8 protein-coding genes are annotated in these 19468 nt (G+C 56.0%); all 8 read right to left on the bottom strand.

Annotated elements, in window-relative coordinates; all coding sequences use genetic code 11:
- Nucleotide 1: 1 nt before the first annotated feature.
- The 8 genes from HNQ92_RS21635 to HNQ92_RS21670 all read right to left on the bottom strand — a co-directional run bounded on the left by HNQ92_RS21635 (nt 2) and on the right by HNQ92_RS21670 (nt 19465).
- Nucleotides 2-10516, bottom strand: a complete 10515-nt coding sequence (locus tag HNQ92_RS21635; protein ID WP_184177262.1) for an SdrD B-like domain-containing protein — start codon at nt 10514-10516, stop codon at nt 2-4.
- 864 nt (nt 10517-11380) lie between these two features.
- Nucleotides 11381-14596: a hypothetical protein gene (locus HNQ92_RS21640; RefSeq protein WP_221307517.1), complete on the bottom strand. Its 3216-nt coding sequence runs from the start codon at nt 14594-14596 to the stop codon at nt 11381-11383.
- A gap of 18 nt (nt 14597-14614) precedes the next feature.
- Nucleotides 14615-15676 (bottom strand): NAD(P)/FAD-dependent oxidoreductase, encoded by a 1062-nt coding sequence (locus tag HNQ92_RS21645; protein ID WP_184177264.1) that lies wholly within the window; start codon nt 15674-15676, stop codon nt 14615-14617.
- Nucleotides 15677-15688: 12 nt separating this feature from the next.
- Nucleotides 15689-16420 carry a (d)CMP kinase gene (cmk, locus tag HNQ92_RS21650; RefSeq protein ID WP_184177266.1) on the bottom strand — a complete coding sequence of 244 codons (732 nt, stop codon included), beginning with the start codon at nt 16418-16420 and terminating at the stop codon, nt 15689-15691.
- Nucleotides 16421-16482: 62 nt separating this feature from the next.
- Nucleotides 16483-16995 carry a GNAT family N-acetyltransferase gene (locus HNQ92_RS21655; protein WP_184177268.1) on the bottom strand — a complete coding sequence of 171 codons (513 nt, stop codon included), beginning with the start codon at nt 16993-16995 and terminating at the stop codon, nt 16483-16485.
- A complete protein-coding gene (locus tag HNQ92_RS21660; protein ID WP_184177270.1) occupies nt 16996-17601 on the bottom strand; it encodes a LutC/YkgG family protein in 606 nt (201 codons plus the stop codon).
- A 6-nt stretch (nt 17602-17607) separates the two neighbouring features.
- Entirely contained in the window at nt 17608-18036 is a 429-nt protein-coding gene (locus HNQ92_RS21665) for a nuclear transport factor 2 family protein (protein WP_184177272.1), read from the bottom strand.
- 37 nt (nt 18037-18073) lie between these two features.
- Nucleotides 18074-19465: a lactate utilization protein B gene (locus tag HNQ92_RS21670; protein WP_184177274.1), complete on the bottom strand. Its 1392-nt coding sequence runs from the start codon at nt 19463-19465 to the stop codon at nt 18074-18076.
- Nucleotides 19466-19468 lie beyond the last annotated feature (3 nt).

Below are 19468 nucleotides of genomic sequence, written 5' to 3' on the forward strand. Positions count from 1 at the left end.
ATTATCTGATTATGGTCATGTATCTCACGTAGCGTCGGCCGTTCTCCAGGGTGACCACATAGAAGTAGGTGCCGTCCGGTAAACCTCGGGAAGCGGCGCCGGTACTTACTCCACTATTCGGCGCTCCATCCCAGTCATTTTTGTAATCCTCGCTCTTGTACACCAGGGTCATCCAGCGGTTGTAGACTTCGAGCGACACGCGCTGTCCGCCGGTATTCCGAATGATGAACAGGTCGTTGATACCGTCCCCGTTGGGCGAGAATCCTTCCGGTATGAATACCGTGTCACCTTCAGGAATCACAATCGGCGTAAACTCGCTTTCGGTATCCTCGGTCGGATCGCCGTTGCCATTCACATCCGGGTTCAGGCCGTTGGTCGAGAGATCCGTCACGGTTTCGTCACCGGCCTGCGCCTGGGCCAGTACCCGGTTCAGGTACGGCGTTTGACGGCCGTCGGTGGTCACGTTGATGGTGAACGTCACGCTGTCGATCACACCCGCAGCCAGGCTGCTGTTAGAAGCAATGAGCAGGTCTGTGTCGTTGACGCCATCAAAGTCCGGATTGATCGCCAGGGTACTTAGGTCGCTCGCAATCGGCGTGCCAACTTTCTTGAAGGTCGCGCCCGTTTCGGAATTAAAGACGTCAGCCAGTACATTGGTGAGCTGAACATTGGTGAGCGGGGTACTTCCGTAGTTTTTGACAATGGCCTGGTACGTGACGTTGTAGGTACCATCCGACTGCAGGGCCAGGTCTTTCACCCAGAGGGCCGCCCCAATCTTGGCACTACCCTGGCTCGCGAGGCTCACCGGCGTAGGTACGCTGTGTTTGCCTGGCAGCAGGCTGTTGTCCGGATCGGGCAGTTCACCGGCCGTGGACGTATCGGACACCATCTCGGTTTCGCTGGCCTTGGCCGTACCTACCGCGATGTTGAAGAACTCCGTTGTGGTGGCGAAGCCTACGTCTACCAGTACCATCAGGTGAATTTCACGCGTGGTACCTTTAGGCAGCGTACTCTCCGACTCGACGAGCAGGTTGGTAGAGGTACCTTCACCGGTGTAGGCGTCGTTCACCACGAATCCTTCGTCAGCCGTTACGGTTACACTACCCGGTACAATCACAGCGCCGTTGCCGAAGGTAGCTGACAGGTCGTCCACAACTTGTACGTTGGTGAGATCCGTCATACCCAGGTTAACCACCTTGATGGTATAAGGTACTTCAAAGACCCCGTACTGAACTTCAACCGGATCACCTACTTGCTTGGCTAGCCCGATGGAGCTCTGAACGTCGAAGCGAACCGGAGTCGGAACGTTTTCCTGCGGCGTTGGCTCGAAGCCATTGTTCGATTTATCCTGTACAATGGTTTCACCCATGATACCTTCGCCGTATACCGAGTTGTAGAACGGCCCGGTGGCTCCGTTCGGAGTTACCCGTACCTGGAACTGGAAGCTTTCCGTTTGGTTGGCCGCTAGGGTGCTAGCTGGTAGCAGCAGGTTACGATTATCCTTGCCGTCGAAGTTCGGATCGGGTACCAGCGTACTGCTTGGTCCTACCACTACGTTTCCTTCTACCTGGAATTCAGCCGGCGACGGGAAGGCCTTGAAGAGGCTATCCAGTACCTGTACGTTGGTCAGTATCGCCGAGCCGTAATTTTTGAGCGTTACCTGGTAAGTTACGAGGTAGTCGTCGCCATCCGGGGTCACATTCGTTACCGCCAGCGCTACGCCCAGTCCGGTAGAATCACAGCAAACCGGTTTCTGCACCAGAACACCCACCGACGATACGTTGTTGGCCAGTACGCTATCCCTCTGGTCGAGGTTGGTGATGAGCGCGGTGTTCATGATGGTACCTTTGGCGGTAACGTTTGCCACGATGGTGTGGACCACGCTGTCGTTGGCCGCCAGCACGGGGATTACTTTTTGGAGTACGTTGCCGTTCACCTCAAAGCCTACCGCCTCTACCAGCTGGAGACCCGCCGGCATGATGTCGACGACGTTGACGTTGGTAGCCGTATCCGGACCGTTGTTGCGTACCGTGATCGTGTAGGTGATCTGCTCGCCTACTTTCACGTTGGGTTTATCCGCAGTTTTCACGATGGCGACCTCCGCCCGGGTGGTGTCGTTGTCACAGTCACAAATCGTGATCGTCACTTTGGCCGGAGCACTGTAGCAACCGCCCTCGGAGCGCGCAAACACGTAGTAGATACCGGCACCCACTGCCTCTGGCGAAGCCACCAGCGCGGAGCTTAGCGTAGGCCCGACGCGGTATTCCAGGGTACCTCCGGCGGAGATTACCGTCGAGGCCAGATCAACCGTGGTGGCCGGACAGGCATTCCGCTTGTTGGTCACGATGGGCTTCTGAACCGGCTCGCTCACGGTTACGATCACCAGGCCGGAGCGGATCGAGCAGCAAGAGTTGCTGTTGATGAGGCCCACGTAGTACGTACCGCTTTCTTTTACTACAAAGGTATTATTGGAAGTAGCAGACCCGCCATTCCACTTGTACGAGTAGGCGTGGCCGAGGCTGTCTTCGGTATCGGTCGCAACCAGTACCACGGAGTCACCGGCGCAGATATTCAGGTAGGTCGGCAGCGAGTCCGTCTTGGCTACTCCATTGATGGAAATATTCGGACGGAACTTGATGGTCTCGATCGTGAGCTTCAGCGAATCAGAGGCCGCCTGGCAAGTACCGGCTCCGTCGGGATCGTTGGTTGTCAGCGTCAGCGTCACCATTCCCTTCACCATGTCATCCAGCGATGGATAGTACAGCGCGTTTAGCAGGGTTGGGTTGCTGAAAGTACCCGTTCCGTTGGTGGTCCAGATGGCGCTGGTGGCCGAGCCACTGATAGCCCCACTTAGCTGGTAAGACAGCGCGGCACAAATCGTATTGCCGGGCCCTGCTACGGCTACCGCCGGATTCTCAGCGCATGGCGAGGCGTCACCACACGGTGTGATGGTTACGATGATCGTGGCGGGCTGGCTTTGGCAACCTCCCGGCGTTTGCTCAAACACGTAGTAAGTACCCGCTCCCACGGCCGTGATATCCTGTACCAGCGGCGAATCTGGAGCCATGCCCGTGCGGTACACGAAAGTACCTCCTTCGGTTTTCGGTGAGCTGGTTACGCCCGCGGCGAGATCCACCGTTAGCAGCGGACAAGTATTGACCAGGTTTTGGGTCAATGGCTGCGTAATCTTCGGCGCCACGTTGACCGTCACGGCGTTGGATGGCTCGCTCTTGCAATGAACCGACGTGCAGCAAACGGCCGTGAAAGTGGTCGTAGCTGACGGGGCAATGGTAATGGAAGCACCCGTGAGACCATTGGACCAGAGTACATCGCTACTACCGCTGCATCCCGTGGCCGTCAGGGTCGTGCTTTGGCCGAAGCAAATCGACGTAGCCGAAGCCTGAATGGCTGGGGTTGGAGGCACTCCTACGGTGATCTCGCAGGCTACCGAAGCTGCGCTTTCACAAGTACCCAGCTTACAAACCGCCGAGTAGGAGGTAGTAGCGGTGGGGTGTACCGTAATGCTTGCCCCGGTTGCTCCGTTCGACCAGCTCAAGGTACCTTCGCAGTTCATGGCGGTCAGGGTTACGCTGTCGCCCAGGCAAATATTCTTCGAGCTGGCGGCGATGGTCGGTGCCGGAAGCTGGGTTACGCTTACCGTCACGGCATTGGACGCTACACTCGTACACTCGTTTGTTGAGCAGGTAGCAGTGAAGGTAGTTGAGCTGCTAAGCGGTACCGTAATGCTTGCGCCCGTCTGACCGTTCGACCAAAGTACCTCGCCCACGCAGCCCGTAGCGGTGAGCGTTACGTCGCTGCCTTTGCATACAGTAGGTGCACTGGCGGCGATCACCGGAGCAGCAGCATTACACTCACCAACGCTAATGGTCAGCTTGGCGGTGTCGCTTACGCAGGTGTTAAAGCGGCAGATCGCCGTGTAGAGCTTGGTTTGAGTAGGCGCAACGGTGATGCTCGCACCCAGGTGTCCGGTACTCCATTCAACATCCCCTTCACAACCCGACGCGGTGATCGTAACCGATTCTCCGGCTTGGATCTGGGTCTTGGTAGCTACCAGGGTAGGCTTGGTGGGACTGATCACGTATACAGTAAAGACCCTTTCGATGCTGGCGCAGCCATTCACCACGCACTTGGCCCAGTAGTTGGCCGTTTGGGTGGGTGTTACCAAGATCGCAATGCCGGTTTCGCCCGTTGACCACAACGTGGTACCTTCGCAGCCTTCTACGACCAGCGAAGCACTCTCTCCGATGCACACCGAATCGGTAGCACATAGTACGCTGGGGGCCTCTGGCGCGTTGACCGTCAGAGTCACCTGCCCTGGCTCACTTTCGCAAGAAGGCGTAACGCAGGTAGCCGTGAAGGTAGAGGTTGTTACCGGAGCTACCGTGATGCTGAGGCCCGTCTGACCGGTTGACCATTGGGTATTTTCGGCAGCGCAGCCACTGGCGATCAGCGTCACGCTGTCACCGGCGCAGAGTTCCGTGCTGCTGGCAATGATCACCGGCGCATCCTGTACGCCTACATTGATATTCAAGATATTGGAAGCACCGCTGGCGCAAGAGCCCTCTATTTTACAGGTAGCCGTGTAGGTTGTATTCGTAACCGGCGACACCTGAATGCTGGCCCCTGTCATGCCGTTCGACCACATGACCGTACCGGCGCAACCCTCCGAGGTGAGCGTGGTGGTGGCTCCCGCACAGATGTTCGTGTTGGCACTGGTAATGATCGGTGCCTGACCGTTGGTGTTGACGTCGATCTTCACGGTATTAGAGGCTACGCTTTCGCAGGTACCTACCTTACACTTGGCGGTGTAGTTCGTGGTGGCGTTGGGGGCTACTTTGATGCTCGCACCCGTCATACCGTTCGACCAAAGTACCGTGTTGGCACAACCCATGGCCGTCAGGGTCACGCTGTCGCCTGAGCAAATGACGGTTTTATTGGCTGAAATAATCGGGGCGGTCGGGGCGGCAACGTTAATCGTCACGGTATTGGAGGCCGCGCTTTCGCAGGTAGCCGTTTTGCAGGTAGCGGTGAAGGTCCGGGTGGTGTTTGGCGTTACGGTAATGGAATTACCCGACGCGCCATTGGACCAAAGTACCTCACCCGTACAACCCGTAGCCGACAGGATAACCGAAGTACCTGGGCATACGTTGGTTTGGCTGGCCGAAATAACCGGAGCCTGCGGCGTTACGATGGTGATGGTGTAATCCTGGCTACGCTCGCTTTCGCAGGTACCTACCACGCATATCGCCGAGTAGCTGGTCGTAGCCGATGGGCTCACGGTAATGGAAGCACCCTGCTCGCCGTTCGACCACTTCACGATGCCTTCGCACTCATGGGCCGATAGCGTTACGCTCTCACCGGGGCAAATCTGGTTTTTACCACTGGTAATGACCGGCGCGGGGCCTGGGGTAGTTACGTCAATGGCAATCGCTGCCGTGTCGCTCACACAAGTACCTATTTTACAGTAAGCCGTATAAATAGTACTTTCGGTAGGCGTCACGACGAGTGGTGAGCCCGTTTCGCCCGTTGACCACACGATCACGCCGTTGCAGTTAGCCGCCGTGAGGGTAGCGCTGCCGCCCTTACATACCGAGCTCACGTTGCTGGCCAGTACCGGTTTGATCGGCGTATTCACTTTAATGTTAATCACATTCGAAACGGCGCTTTCGCAGCTGTCTTTGGTACATTTTGCCGTGAACGTGACGTTCTCAGTGGCAACGAGTGTAATGCTCGATCCCGTCTCGCCGTTCGACCACTTCACGATACCGTTCGTACAGCCAACGGCCGTCAGCTTCACCGTGGCTCCCGCACAGACGTTGGTCGTGGCGCAGGCAATCACCGGTGGGTCGATCGTCGGACAACCTACCTGTACGGTCACTTCGTCTTCGTCATCTTCGCCGTTGTCGTAGCCATTACCCGGCGTCGAGTTCGGATCGGGCTGATCCGACTTGCTGATCTGGGCTACGTTTTTGACCGGACCGGTACTAATTACCTTGGCCAGGAAGCTCAGCGTTTTGGTTTCGTCTTTGGCAATGCTCGCAAAGGTACCTTTCAGGGTATTGCCGGTTTTGGTCATGTTGGAGCTTGATACAAACTCAAGACCCGCCGGCAACAGATCCGTCACCTCCACGTTGGTGGCCGTTTGGGGCCCTTTGTTGGTTACCTCTAAGGTATAGGTGATCGTCTCGCCCAGGGCCGGATTTACTTTCGACACTTTCTTGGCCAGCATGAGATCCGCCAATGACACCACCTCGATCGTTACGCTGGAGGTATCGTTGGAAGTCTGATTCGGATCGTTATCAGGGCTGCTTACAATGGCTGTGTTGGTAATAAACCCGGAAGCGTTGGCTTTGATGGTGGCGTTGATGATCAACGTACGGTTAGCAGTAGCGGCCATGTTACCGATGGTCCAGATACCGGTTGCGTTGTTGTATTCACCCGCCGGAATGGAGCTCACGTACGTCAGCGAGGCCGGTAGCACGTCGGTCACGATCACGTCATGAGCCAGCACGCCGCCCAGGTTTTTCGCCGTCACCGAGTAGATGATGGCCTGGCCCGGCGCGTAAGGTCCAGGGGTAATGATGGTTTTGACCACCGCCAGATCGGTATAGCAGGTCTTTACTTCGACCGTGATCGGTGTCCGCTCGCTTACGCAGCCTTCTTCGCTTACCGCTTCGGCGTAGTAGGTGGTGGTGGTGGTGGGGCTGATGGGTAGTTTGCCGCCACTCACCGTAGTGCCAATGGCCACACCGCCCGTAGCGGTTGTGTACCATTTAATGGTAGAGCCCGGTGCAAAACCGATCAGCTTGGTTGATTTTCCGATACAAAGGATCGAATCCGCGCAGGCCACGTTAAACGGTGCCGTCGGAGCCGGGTTGATTGTTAGGATCAGGGCATCCGATTTGGGCAGACACAGACCCTGCTCGTCGGGATCGTTGGTGGTCGCCGTCAGGGTAATTACCCCGGCTATCATATCGGCGGCCGACGGGAAGTAGATCGTCTTGAGGCTGTCGAGGTTAGCGAAAGTACCCGTACCGCTGGTGGTCCAGGTTACGCTGGTCGCTGCGCCCGTCAGGGTGGCGGTCAGCAACACGCTGTCGCCGGCGCACACTTCCTGGTCGGCTCCTACCGACACACCCAGGGCCAGCTGGCAGTCGCACGATTCGATGTTGACCGTGATAGCCGCCGGACTGCTGTAGCAATCGGCAGCCGAGCGCTCAAACAGGTAGTAGGTACCATTGCCTACCTGGGTAGGGTCAGTCACGAGGGCAGAAGAAGCGCTCGGTCCTACGTGCCACTCAAAGGCACCTCCAACAGTAGAAAGAGGAGGCAGGATCACAGCCGTTAGGTCGGCCGTCACATCAGGGCATTCATTGATGGTATTTTGGGCAATGCTCGGCGTAGCGGGCTTGGCGTTCACCACGACCGTGATGGGCAGGCGCGGGCTAACGCAGCTTTCGCCCAAGGTACCTTCCAGGTAGTAGGTAGTGGTCATGGTGGGGCTGAGGCTGAGTAGCTGTCCGCTGGTGGTGGTCGCAAATGCGTCCCCACTCATGGCCTCGGCGTACCAATTGATGGTCGTACCCGTTACGTCCGTGGTACCGCTCAGTTGTACGGTATCGCCCACACAGATCGTTCTATCCGGCGAAACCGTCAACAGGATCGTCGGACACTGCGGCAGCGGTTTCAACCCGGCATCAATGTGCGGATTGTTGCGAAGCGTATCGCTTACGGCTTTGGCTACGTCGATGGTAATGACGTTGGTTTTACCGGGCGTTCCGGATTCACCCGCATTGCTATCCTTCGTAGGATCACCGCCCTGGTTAGTTTCTACAAACGACTCGTCCGTAGAAGCATAAAACTTCACAAAGTACTTGCCGCTCGGCAGGCTGTCGAACAGGTACTTCCCATCGGCATCCGTTACCGTCATGCGGATGGCTACCATGGCCGAATCCTGTAGCTCGACGGTAACGCCAGGTACCCCCGGCTCGCCGATATCCTGCACACCATTATCATTAAGGTCGCGCCATACATAGTCGCCAATGGAGCCGTAGCGTACGGGAGCTGGTACTACTTCTACGGGCTCGCTGTCGTCGTCATCTTCCCCTTTGTCGAAGCCGTTGCCCGGCGTGGAGTCCACATCTTCTATTTCGTCACCCTCTTCGTCGCGGGCGTCCTTGATCTGGGCGTAGTTTACCAAGGTACCTTCCGTGAAGCTAGGATCAACCCGCACCAGGATGGATACGCTCACACTATCGCCCGGTGCCAGCGGCCCGGCCAAAGACGCGTTCATGGTTGCAATCTGTCCGGCGGCCGTCCAGTTGGCATCCACCAGCGTCAGCGAGGCGGGCAGGGAGTCGCTCAGTAAAATGTTGGTGGCCGTTACCGCGCCTTGGTTAACGACCGTCAGCGTGAAGCTCACCGTGTCACCCGGCATCACGACGGAAGCCTGGCCAGTGCTTAGTTTCTTATTCAGCGCCAAATCGAAGATCGGCGTGGGCACAACCTGGATCGGCTCGCTGTCGTCGTCATCTTCCCCCTTGTCGAAGCCGTTGCCCGGCGTGGAGTCGACGTCTTCTATTTCGTCACCCTCTTCGTCGCGGGCGTCCTGGATCTGGGCGTAGTTTACCAAGGTACCTTCCGTGAAGCTAGGATCAACCCGCACCAGGATGGACACGCTCACACTATCGCCCGGTGCCAGCGGCCCGGCCAAAGGCGCGTTCATGGTTGCAATCTGTCCGGCGGCCGTCCAGTTGGCATCCACCAGCGTCAGCGAGGCGGGCAGGGAGTCGCTCAGTAAAATGTTGGTGGCCGTTACCGCGCCTTGGTTAACGACCGTCAGCGTGAAGCTCACCGTGTCACCCGGCATCACGACGGAAGCCTGGCCGCTGCTTAGTTTCTTATGCAGCGCCAGGTCGAAGATCGGCGTGGGCACAACCTGGATCGGCTCGCTGTCGTCGTCATCTTCACCCTTGTTGAAGCCGTTGCCCGGCGTGGAGTCGACGTCTTCTATTTCGTCACCCTCTTCGTCGCGGGCGTCCTGGATCTGGGCGTAGTTCACCAAGGTACCTTCCGTGAAGCTGGGGTCAACCCGCACCAGGATGGATACGCTCAGGCTATCGCCCGGAGCCAGCGGTCCGGCCAAAGGCGCGTTCATGGTCGCAATCTGTCCGGCGGCCGTCCAGTTGGCATCTACCAGCGTCAGCGAGGCGGGCAGTGAGTCGCTCAGTAAAATGTTGGTGGCCGTTACCGCGCCTTGGTTGACGACCGTCAGCGTGAAGCTCACCGTATCACCCGGCATCACGACGGAAGCCTGGCCAGTGCTTAGTTTCTTATGCAGCGCTAAATCGAAGATCGGCGTTTCGATCGGTACGATCCCGGCGTCGATGTGCGGGTTGTTACGAAGCGTATCGCTTTCGTCTTTGGTAACATCTATAGTAATGACGTTGGTTTTCCCCAAAGTACCCGACTCACCCGCGTTGCTATCCTTGGTCGGATCGCCGCCCTGGTTGGTTGGGGAAAAGGTACTTCCCGTGGGAGCAATAAAACGAACGTAGTACTCGCCACTGAATAAACTATCAAACAGGTACTTTCCGTTGGCGTCAGTCACGACCGTACGAATGGCCACCATCGCCTCATCCTGTAGCTCAACCGTAATGCCGGGAATCCCCAACTCGCCGGGGTCTTGTACGCCGTTGCCGTTGGTATCGCCCCACACAAAATCACCAATGGAGCCCAGCGGCCCAGGTACTACCTGGATGGCACAACAGCCCGTAGCGGGACACGAAACTCCTACTAAAGAAGTAAACGAAAAAGAACCCGGCCCTTTGATGGTCAGGGACGAGTCAGCATTGACGACGGCTACCGTAAGTCCGTTCACTACGACCGAGTCTACTATAGGTACCCCGTTGTAGAGCCACTGGATGGAGTGGTAGCCCGCGATGGGAGATACTTCAAATTCATCGCCTAAGTACCATTCTATAGGTACCGAAAAACAGGCCGACGCGATGTCGTCCTGGTCCAGCTCGCCGTCACCCGGCCAGGAGTCCTGATCCTCGCCGTCCATTTCCATGATTTCGGCCACGTTGAAAAACACGCCCTGCGCCAGTACTTTGGCTCTGATTTGCAGAATTGCCGAATCGCCGGCCGCTACCGTTCCGGCGTTCCATACTTTAGTGGCGGGCACAAAACTACCCGTACCTCTTAGGACATTGCTGCTTATATACTCTACGCCGCCTACGGGCAGGCTGTCTTTAACCACCACACCCGTAGCTTGCACAAGGCCCGAATTTTTTACAATGACCGTATACGTCACGGTATCTCCCAGGCTGGGCTGCGCTTTATCAATATTTTTATGAAGGCTCAGGTCAATTTGCGCCCAACTGCCCGAAAAACTGGCCAGCATGAAGAGCACGGCCAGGCACGCTACCCGCTGGCAAGCCAAAAGTGGCTGGGCTTTCCAGGAGGTACCTGTACTCTGGGCAGGGCTTGCCACTTGACGGACCCTGCTGGCGCGAGGAGTCATCGAGAGACAAAATGTATGTATAAGGTTTACTAGTAGATGTAACGTATTCATAAAGTTGTGTTTGAAAGGTAGGCGGGAATCTGTATTCTCAAAATCAGGGAAGTACCTTTCTCCGGGGGGACCGTCATTGCTGACTTGTATTCGGGCTCGTTGCCTTTTATCAGGTAGGTACCTTAGCAGGGCAAGCACAAAAGGTACCTGCACCCACGAGGGTAGGCTAGTCATGAATTTCCTGAACAAAGTACTGGATTGCGCTGCGAACGTACTTGAAAAAGTACGAAGGAAAGGATACTTTCGGATCAGCCACTTCGTTATTACCTGTATAGGAACAACGGGGCGGACCTCAGACAATGATGAATAGAGATCTTTCATCCTTCTGACTCTTTATGGTTAATGTATAGTGTGCGTTAATAATATTCTTGTACTCAACTACAAATGTAATCGAATATTAGAATAAATATCTACATATTATTAACAACACAAATAATGCCAAAGAAAAAATGCAACTACCTCACTCGTAGATCCAAGCGGGTAGTACACTATCTATGAACTATTTAGGCAAAAATCAAAAAATTTCATAACGTTTTCGTTGAGTAGCTTCAAAACCCTATTTTTTAGGCAAAGGAGTCTGATTTACCAGACATACTACCTATAGCCAAAAAGGTGCCAAAAACGAAAAGGCCTGTTAAGTAACTAAAAATAATAAAGTACCCTTAGGTGAAGGAATGTATAAATTATAAGAAAAATACTATTTATTAGTACTAATTTTTTCAATAAAAAAGCCCCAATGTAGTAGCTACATTGGGGCTTTTTTATTGAAATGCTCTATGTTCTTTAAAAATCGTAGCCCAGCGTTACGTACGGAATGGCTTTGTTCGTGATTCCGTTATCAACTCCCCAGGCGTAGTCAAACTTCACGTAAAATCCGAACAGCATGGTGCGGGCACCGACGCCATAGCCCATCAGGTAGGGGTTCCGGAAGTTCGTAACCGAAGCCCGGAACGGTTCCGAGCCTCCGCCCACGATTTCCGTGTTTAGGCTATTCTCCTGGCTGAAGGGCCCGCGGCCGGTCCAGGCGGTACCGATGTCCGTAAAACCGATGACCTGGAAATTACGGAGAAAGTTGGAGGTAATGGGCCCCCGGTAGATGTACTTGATCAGGGGGATCCTAAGCTCTGCATTGGCCAGTACGTAGCTGGTACCGGCCAGGCGGTTGAGGTTGAAGCCTCGCAGGTTGGTAGCAAACTCGGCAAAGAAAATGTCCCGGTTGTCGATGCCAGGCCCAAAGGCCAGGGGATTCGTTGTATTAGGAGCATCCTTCCGGTTTAAAATCCAATTTTCCATCCCTCCCATGATGTTTTGCTTGGGGGCACGGCCCCCCGAATGGCTAAAAGCCAGGCGGGCCGCCAGGATCAGATCCCGGTGTATTTTCTGGTAGCGCCTCAGGTCCACACTGATCCGGTTGAAGCTATCAGAAGCGCGGGAAATGCCCATGTAGTTTTCGTAGCGTACTTTAAAGCGGGTACCTTCGATCATGTTCATGCCGTTGACGCGCGAATTGTCAAAGACAAACTCACTGTTGATCCCCCCGTACTGCGACGAATGATCTGGCTCGGCCAGCAAGTATACATCAACCAGCCGCGTGAGGGTATAGGTAGGTGTAACGGTAAAGCGGGTGGTGGTAGACAAAGGATAAGACGCCGAAAGCGAAACCTGGTTGAAACGGTACTTTTGGGCGGCGCCCTCTACATCAAAGAACAGGCTACGACGGTCTACCCTGGCTCCAAAGTCGACCCGGTACTTGTAGTTGTTGTATTCGGCGTAGAGGTCGTTATTCCGAAAATTGGTCGACACAAAGAAGCCCGCCTTGAGGACGTGGTTCTCGAGCAGATCGTTCATGGAGATGGACTGCGCGTACCCAAAGCCCCGGATGGGATCGATGCGCCAGTCGGAGGTGGCGTCGTTGGCCACAAAAAGCCCTTTGTAATCGTACGGCCCCCGGATGGCGATATTTTCGCGGCGACGGGGCTTAGGGGTAAGGCTGGGCACACTGGACAAAGTACCCCGGCGCTGCCGGTTCTCGAATGCTTTCAGCATATCAGGGTCGAACTGGTAGTTATCCGTATCCACCTCTCCTTCTTTGAGGGTGATCTCCGTCTGGCGGGCCGACTCCTGCGTGGTATCAGGCTGCTCGGCATTGGGCTGGCCCGCATTGGGAGCCGCGACACCCGCGTTGCTTCGGGCAGAGGAGCCCAGGCCGGGCGTAGACAAGGAAGCGTTCAGGTCCAGACGATCCTGGTAGGAAGCCATCAGGTTGCCATCGTTCAGCCGTATGTACGCCAGGCTCCCCCCCGACCCGATCTTAAGATCGGCATTTTTAAGACTGTAAAGGTAGTCGGTAAGCTGAGCGGTGGTGCCGGTAGTACGGTCGAACTTAAAGAGATTACTGATCCCTTTGACATCGGAAAGAAAGTACACGGCCGCTTCGTCGACGTAGATAGGCCGCATGATCGTGCCCAGTGAATCGACCAATCGACCTACGGTGGCAGCGCGGGGTGAGCCGTCGTGCTCAAATATACTCAAAGAAGCCTGGATGGTTTTGTAGGTACCTTTGTCCGTACCCAGGGAGTCGGTGGGGCGGTTGGAGGCAAAGGCAATCCGCCGCGCCGAACCCGCCACAAAGCGAGGTGTGAGGTCGTCGTACAGATCGTTGGTGAGTTGTATTGCTGACGCCCGCGCTACGCTGACCATGTACAGATCGTTTTGCCCGCCCTTGTCGGCACTGACGGCCAGCATGGTACCGTCTTCGGAAATATCCATGTCTACGATCTGATCCAGCCCCCGAATGGTACGTTTCAGGCGTATTTTCGGTTTCTTGGTGTCCAGGTTTTCGTAGAGGAAAAAGTTGGGCCGTCCTCCTTCTTCTACCAGCACGGCCAGGGCATTGTTCCGCGTCCAGCCGATCAGCGGAATCAGACCCTGGGTACGGGAATTGTTGGTAACGACCGTCCCCTGCCGGATGACCATGCGGCGGCCGGTTTCGTTATTAAAAATCTGAACGCGGTACCTTTCCTTGTACAGCTCACTGATGGCGAGCCATTTTTTATCCGACGAAATTTTGATGATGGCATTGCTGCCGGGCGTATTGGCCTCGTGCAGGCGGTACTGCCAGGTAGGTGAAGGCTCCCGGTAGTGCTGGGCGGCCTGCTTGCTGACATTCACGTAGTATTCGCGCCAGTCGCGCAGGAAGCGCGTGTAGGAAGGGATGCCCAGCGTGCTGGTAATACTCGTTTGTTCGGTCCGGATGATCCGGGTGAGGTTCAGGATATTGGAAATATTGTCCCGCCCGTAGCGCTCGGCGATGTAGTTCCAGATGGACTGCCCCACCAGCGTTGCGTCGGCCCCCGTCAGGAGTCCGGGCTTTTTCAGCTGGCGCTTGTTGGAAAGATCGCGCATGTAGTCACTCAGCTCGGGCGTCCAGCCTTCGGCAATGTAAGCCGCAATACCCTGCATGAACCATTCGGGCAGGGTCAGAAGCAGGGAGCTCTGGAGGGCGTCTTTGAGATTTCCGCCGTAGAGCATATCGTACACAAAAAGCAGCGAAATTTCTTTGACGAGCTCTTTGCGAAAGCTGAGCTGATCACCGGTGAACGCAATTTCCAGCCTGGACTGCGCCAGATCCAGCTCCTGATCGTCCAGATCGCCAAAGGTAGCCAGCCCCATGTTGCTCTGCATGAGCTCGCCCGGCGAGTTATAGAGAAAAATCTTGATGCGGTTGTAGGGCGTATAGCCAAGTACCTCCGTGATGCGGTCAAACTCGCTCTCGGCAAACTGCGCCGCCAGGCGCGCCAGGTTGGTGCCGCCCTGGTAGTGGTAGATTTCGAAATTGGAGCTTTTCAGTACTTTCCAGTCGAAGGTCCGGTACTGTACCCGGTTTTTACCGAATCGCTCCTGCGACGGATAGCGCTGGGCATGAGCCGTTTGCCCCGGTAGTAAGATCACAAAAAAGACGGCAGCAAGCGCCGCTTTATATAGGAAAAGTAACTTCATTGGGTACACTGGCTTTCTTTAACGGTAATATAACGAAAAATACCTACCAATATTCACTAACAAATTTAAATCTTTCCTGTTTTCAAAATGCTCGGTAAGCTGGTTGGCAAAATAGGGTGCCAGGGTAACCCCCTTGGTGCCCAATCCATTAAATATCCCAACGCGCGGGTAGCGAGGGTGAGTACCCACAAAAGGCCGCCGATCCTGGGTAGCCGGGCGAATCCCCGCCCGCTGGCCAAGTACCTCATAAGGTACCTTGAGCAACGGCCGAAGCTTTTCTTCCAGGTACCTGCGCCCCTCCTCCGTGGTAGACCAATCCAAATCGTGCCAGGAGTAGGTTGCCCCTACTTTGTGCTGTCCGTTACTCGTGGGCAAAATGAATATTCCCTGGTTGACGATGTGGGGCAAAGGGTACCCTTCCAGCCGCACGTCCAGCAATTGCCCTTTGACGGGCTCGAAAGGCAGCCAGTCAAATAGGGTACTTTCGCGTGCATCAAAACCCTGGCAAAGTACCACTTGCCGGGCCCGGAGGCCGTTCCATTCCACGTACTCGTCCTGAATCGCTAGCTCCTGGCTGTCAAAAGTACCTTCCTGATAACACCCTGCGCGCTGAAAGTACGCCCGGCTTTTTTCCAGCAACGACGGCAGATCCACCCAGCCCGACTGCGTTACTTCCAACCCGCCGTAGGGTGCCTGAATCTGTGCGTGGAGGGCGGGATCTTCCGGGGCCGACGGGGCTAGGTACCTCTGGATACCCGGCTCGGCCGTTTGGGCCAGGTAGGTATTTTGTTCCTGAAGGGAGCGGTAGGGCCGGTAGATGTTGAGCGGATGCAGCAGCGGCGTACCCAAGGTTTGTTCCAGTTGGGTATAAAATTCCGTTGCGTAGGGAAACAGCTCATCGGCCAGCCAAGTCTTGACGAGTTTTTTACCCGTGAGTGGATTGAAAATACCCGCGGCTACTCCCGAAGCCGAAGGCCGCGACGAGTCGTTCAGGATCAAAATCGTCTTTTCCTTTGCGAGCAAATGCCACGCCAGGGTAGTTCCCGCCAGCCCTTGCCCAACCACGAGGTAGTCAATCATGCGCGCTGTTTGTTAAGTACCTGCTTGCTCAGTAGAAGTACCCCTCGGGCCGCTGCCACGCAGAGCACGCCCAATCCGCTCGTCGGCAAGCCTCACCACCATTTCCACCTGCTCATCGACGGTCATGAAGGAGTTGTCCAGCAGCAGGGCGTCTTCGGCCTGGCGCAGGGGGCCTTCCGTGCGGTGGGTGTCGATGTAATCGCGCTTCTGTAGATTCTGCATGATTTCTTCCAGCCCTACCAGCTCGCCCTTGGCCAGGAGTTCATCCTGCCGCCGCCGCGCCCGGATCAGCGGGTCGGCGGTCATGAATATTTTAAGCTCGGCTTCCGGAAAAACCACCGTGCCAACGTCACGGCCATCCAACACGACGCCCTTGCTGCGGCCCATGCGCTGTTGCTGAGCCACCATAGCCTGCCGTACTTCCACCACCGCACTCACCTCACTCACTCGCTCGGATATGTACATTTTTCGGATCTCGTTCTCTACGTTCAGGCCGTTGAGGTAGGTTTCGTTGGTGGCGGTTTCGGGCTGGTACCGAAAGGTGATCTGGATTTCCCGCAGCGCTTTCTCTACATCCCGGGGATTGGTCAGCGATAGGTGGTGGTTATAAAAGTAAAGTGTCACGGCGCGGTACATGGCACCCGTATCGATGTAGGCGTAATGGAGCTGTCGGGCTACCAGCTTGGCAGTGGTACTTTTGCCGCAGCTGGAAAAGCCATCGAGGGCCACAATTATTTTTGGCATACGCAACTAAAGGTAAAAGATAGGCTGCAAAGTAAACGAAAGAAGCCGTGGGATGCATCGTTTCAGCCCCTAAACTTCACGAACAAGTGTTCGTCCCAAAACTGCCCCTCTTTGTATACGGCGCTTTGATGAATGGCTTCCCGGTGGTAACCGGCTTTTTCCAGCACGCGCATGGAGGCCTGGTTGAAAGCAAACACCCCCGCGTAAAGGCGATGTAGGTCGGTTTGAGCAAACGCCAGGGCGGTGATTTGCCGCAAGGCGTCAGAAGCGTACCCCTGCCCCCAAAAGGGCTCCCCCAGCCAGTAGCCTACCTCGGCGCTGTACCGAAATACGTCGCCATTGGGGATCACGCCAATCCCCCCAATCAGCTCATCGGCCAGGGTAATGGCGCGGTTGAGCTGCCTGCTCGCCGCGGGCTCCTCCAGGCACTGCGCAATCCACACCTGGGCGTCAGCCGAGGTATAGGGAGAGGGAAACGAATCCCGAACGCCCCGGGTTACGCCCGGATTGTTGGCGTACCGAACCAGGTTTTCGGCGTCTTCCCGGCGGTAAGGCCGCAGCTTAATTACGGTCATTTACAAAGCTGGGTTGGGTTGCTCATCGAGCAGAAATACCGTAAGACCGCGCGCTCCGTGCGCTCCGATGACCAGCGATTGCTCTATATCGGCCGTTTTGGAAGGCCCCGCGATGAAGCACCCCCAGCCCGTATCCTGAATGTTCACGCGCTCGTAGGCGTCGTGCATGGTATCTACCAAAGCGTGCTTGGGGATAACCACGGCCAGGTACTGCGCAATGAACGGAAGTACCCGGTGCGTCAGGTGCTTTTCTGACACCCACACCGCGCCGTTTTCGGCCACGCCAAAGTCGGCCTCGATCACCGCCACGTTGATCATTTCCAGCTCGTGCGGATCAGAAACATTCAGGCTAAAATCCGCCCAGTCGGCCAGGAACGGAATAGTCGTTGCGCGGTTGGTCAGTTGTCCAAAAGTGGCAAACAGATGCGATTTTATGTCCGACCAGGTACTTGTCAGTACCGCCACGCCCCCGGCCGTGTTCACCATCTCGCCAAAAGTCTCGGCCAGGTCGGCGTACCTGGCATCAAACCGTTCCTCGGCCGGGGACGGCAGGGGCTGCGGTTTGTTGGCTTTGATCTGATCAAGTATTTTTTTTCTCGAATCCATTGTACTTTATAGCTTAAAAGCCTGCCGAGCCACCATCTGCCAGCCCGCTTTCTTTTTAACCCACACTTGAAGTACCCCCAGGTTGGGCTTCACGCGGTTTCCGTTGTCTACGATATCACCGGTCATTTTGTGGCGTACCAGGGCAGTAGCACCTACCAGCGTCACCTGCATGTCGGTCAATTCCAGTTCGTAGTAAGCGGACTTCCCGCTGGTGATCGAGTGAATAAAATCGGCCTTGGTTTCGATCACCCCGCTGGAATGCCCGTAGGTGAGCTCGTCGGCCAGTACACTTTTCAAAGTACCTTCGTCTTTGGCAAAGAGGGCGTTTTTCCAGCGGTCCAGGCTGGCAAGTACCTGTTTTTCTTCCGCTGCCTGGCCCATAGCCAGGGTACTTATGAAGGTAAAAAAGCTAAGTAAAAAGATTGTTCCTTTCATGATAAATAGGGAGTTGGGGTTGATCAGGATGTAGTTTTTATTTTTTTCGGTTGCGCAGGTACCACTCCCGGAAACTCTCCGTGGGCGGCTGCGGCATTTCCCGCTGCTTGTACCAGGGATTCAAAGAGTTGCTTACCGTAGCGGGCAACGCCCGCATCACAGCCCGGCCCACCTTGCCCGACCATTGATAAAAGCGCGGCCGGGAAAGTACCGTAGTCATTACTTTCATGCCCATGTTCTTGGAGGCTGGCACGTGGCCTTCCTTAGCCAGTACCTGCCGCCATTTGTACAGCTGATCGTGGATGTCGATCTTGACCGGACACACGTTGGAACAGCTCCCGCACAAAGTACTGGCAAAGGGCAGGTCGGCGTGCTTGCGCATGTCGAGGTTGGGGGCTAAAATAGACCCAATGGGCCCGGCCACAGCGTTGTGGTAGCTATGCCCGCCGCTGCGGCGGTACACGGGGCAGGTGTTCATGCAGGCTCCGCAGCGGATGCACTTCAGCGAGTTACGGAAGTCGGCGCGGCCCAGCTGGGTACTTCGCCCGTTATCCACGATGATGATGTGCATCTCCTGCGGCTTACTATCCCGATCCTGCCGGGGGCGCTGAAAGTGGCTGCTGTAGGTCGTGACGGACTGCCCGGTGGCGCTGCGCGCCAACAACCGCAGAAATACCCCCAGGTCTTTGGCTTTAGGGATGATCTTCTCAAAACCCATGGAGGCAATGTGGACGTCGGCCAGGTGGGCTCCCATGTCGGCGTTGCCCTCGTTGGTACACACCACAAAGCCGCCCGTTTCGGCAATCGCAAAGTTAACGCCCGTCAGTGCGGCCCTTCGGGTTAGAAACTTCTCGCGCAGGTGCTGGCGAGCGGCCTCCGTGAGGTACTGTGGGTCAGTAGCGCCGGCCTCGGTACCCAGGTGCTCATGGAACAGATCCCCAATGTCCTTTTTCTTGAGGTGAATGGCGGGCAACACAATGTGGCTGGGCGGCTCCTGCCGCAGCTGCACGATCCGCTCGCCCAGGTCGGTATCAATGACCTCGATGCCGTTGCCGGTTAGGTACTCGTTGAGGTGGCACTCTTCGGTGAGCATGGACTTGCTCTTCACCATGTGCGTGATCTGGTGCTTTCGCAACAGCTCCAGCACGATCTGGTTGTGCTCGGCGGCGTCAGCGGCCCAATGTACCTGAATGCCGTTCCGGATGGCATTGCGCTCAAACTCCTCCAGCAGCTCGTCCATGTGCGATAGTCCGTAGCTTTTGATCTGGGACGCCCGCTCACGCAGCGCCTCCCATTCGGGTAGTTTAAAAGCCGCCTTATCCCGTTTTTGCCGCACAAACCACAGGGTTTCGTCGTGCCAATTGACGTAGGGTTCGTCCTGGTTAAATACCTCGGAGGCCCCGGCGTGGTCTAGTTCGGTTGGTTTCATGGG

Origin of the sequence: Rhabdobacter roseus (assembly GCF_014202275.1) — a bacterium.
Taxonomy (GTDB): Bacteria; Bacteroidota; Bacteroidia; order Cytophagales; family Spirosomataceae; genus Rhabdobacter; species Rhabdobacter roseus.

Bases quoted from the DNA above. Each gene is read 5' to 3' on its own strand.
- HNQ92_RS21640 (WP_221307517.1), bottom strand. From the start codon at position 14,596: ATGAAGTTACTTTTCCTATATAAAGCGGCGCTTGCTGCCGTCTTTTTT.
- HNQ92_RS21645 (WP_184177264.1), bottom strand. From the start codon at position 15,676: ATGATTGACTACCTCGTGGTTGGGCAAGGGCTGGCGGGAACTACCCTG.
- cmk (WP_184177266.1), bottom strand. From the start codon at position 16,420: ATGCCAAAAATAATTGTGGCCCTCGATGGCTTTTCCAGCTGCGGCAAA.
- HNQ92_RS21655 (WP_184177268.1), bottom strand. From the start codon at position 16,995: ATGACCGTAATTAAGCTGCGGCCTTACCGCCGGGAAGACGCCGAAAAC.
- HNQ92_RS21660 (WP_184177270.1), bottom strand. From the start codon at position 17,601: ATGGATTCGAGAAAAAAAATACTTGATCAGATCAAAGCCAACAAACCG.
- HNQ92_RS21665 (WP_184177272.1), bottom strand. From the start codon at position 18,036: ATGAAAGGAACAATCTTTTTACTTAGCTTTTTTACCTTCATAAGTACC.
- HNQ92_RS21670 (WP_184177274.1), bottom strand. From the start codon at position 19,465: ATGAAACCAACCGAACTAGACCACGCCGGGGCCTCCGAGGTATTTAAC.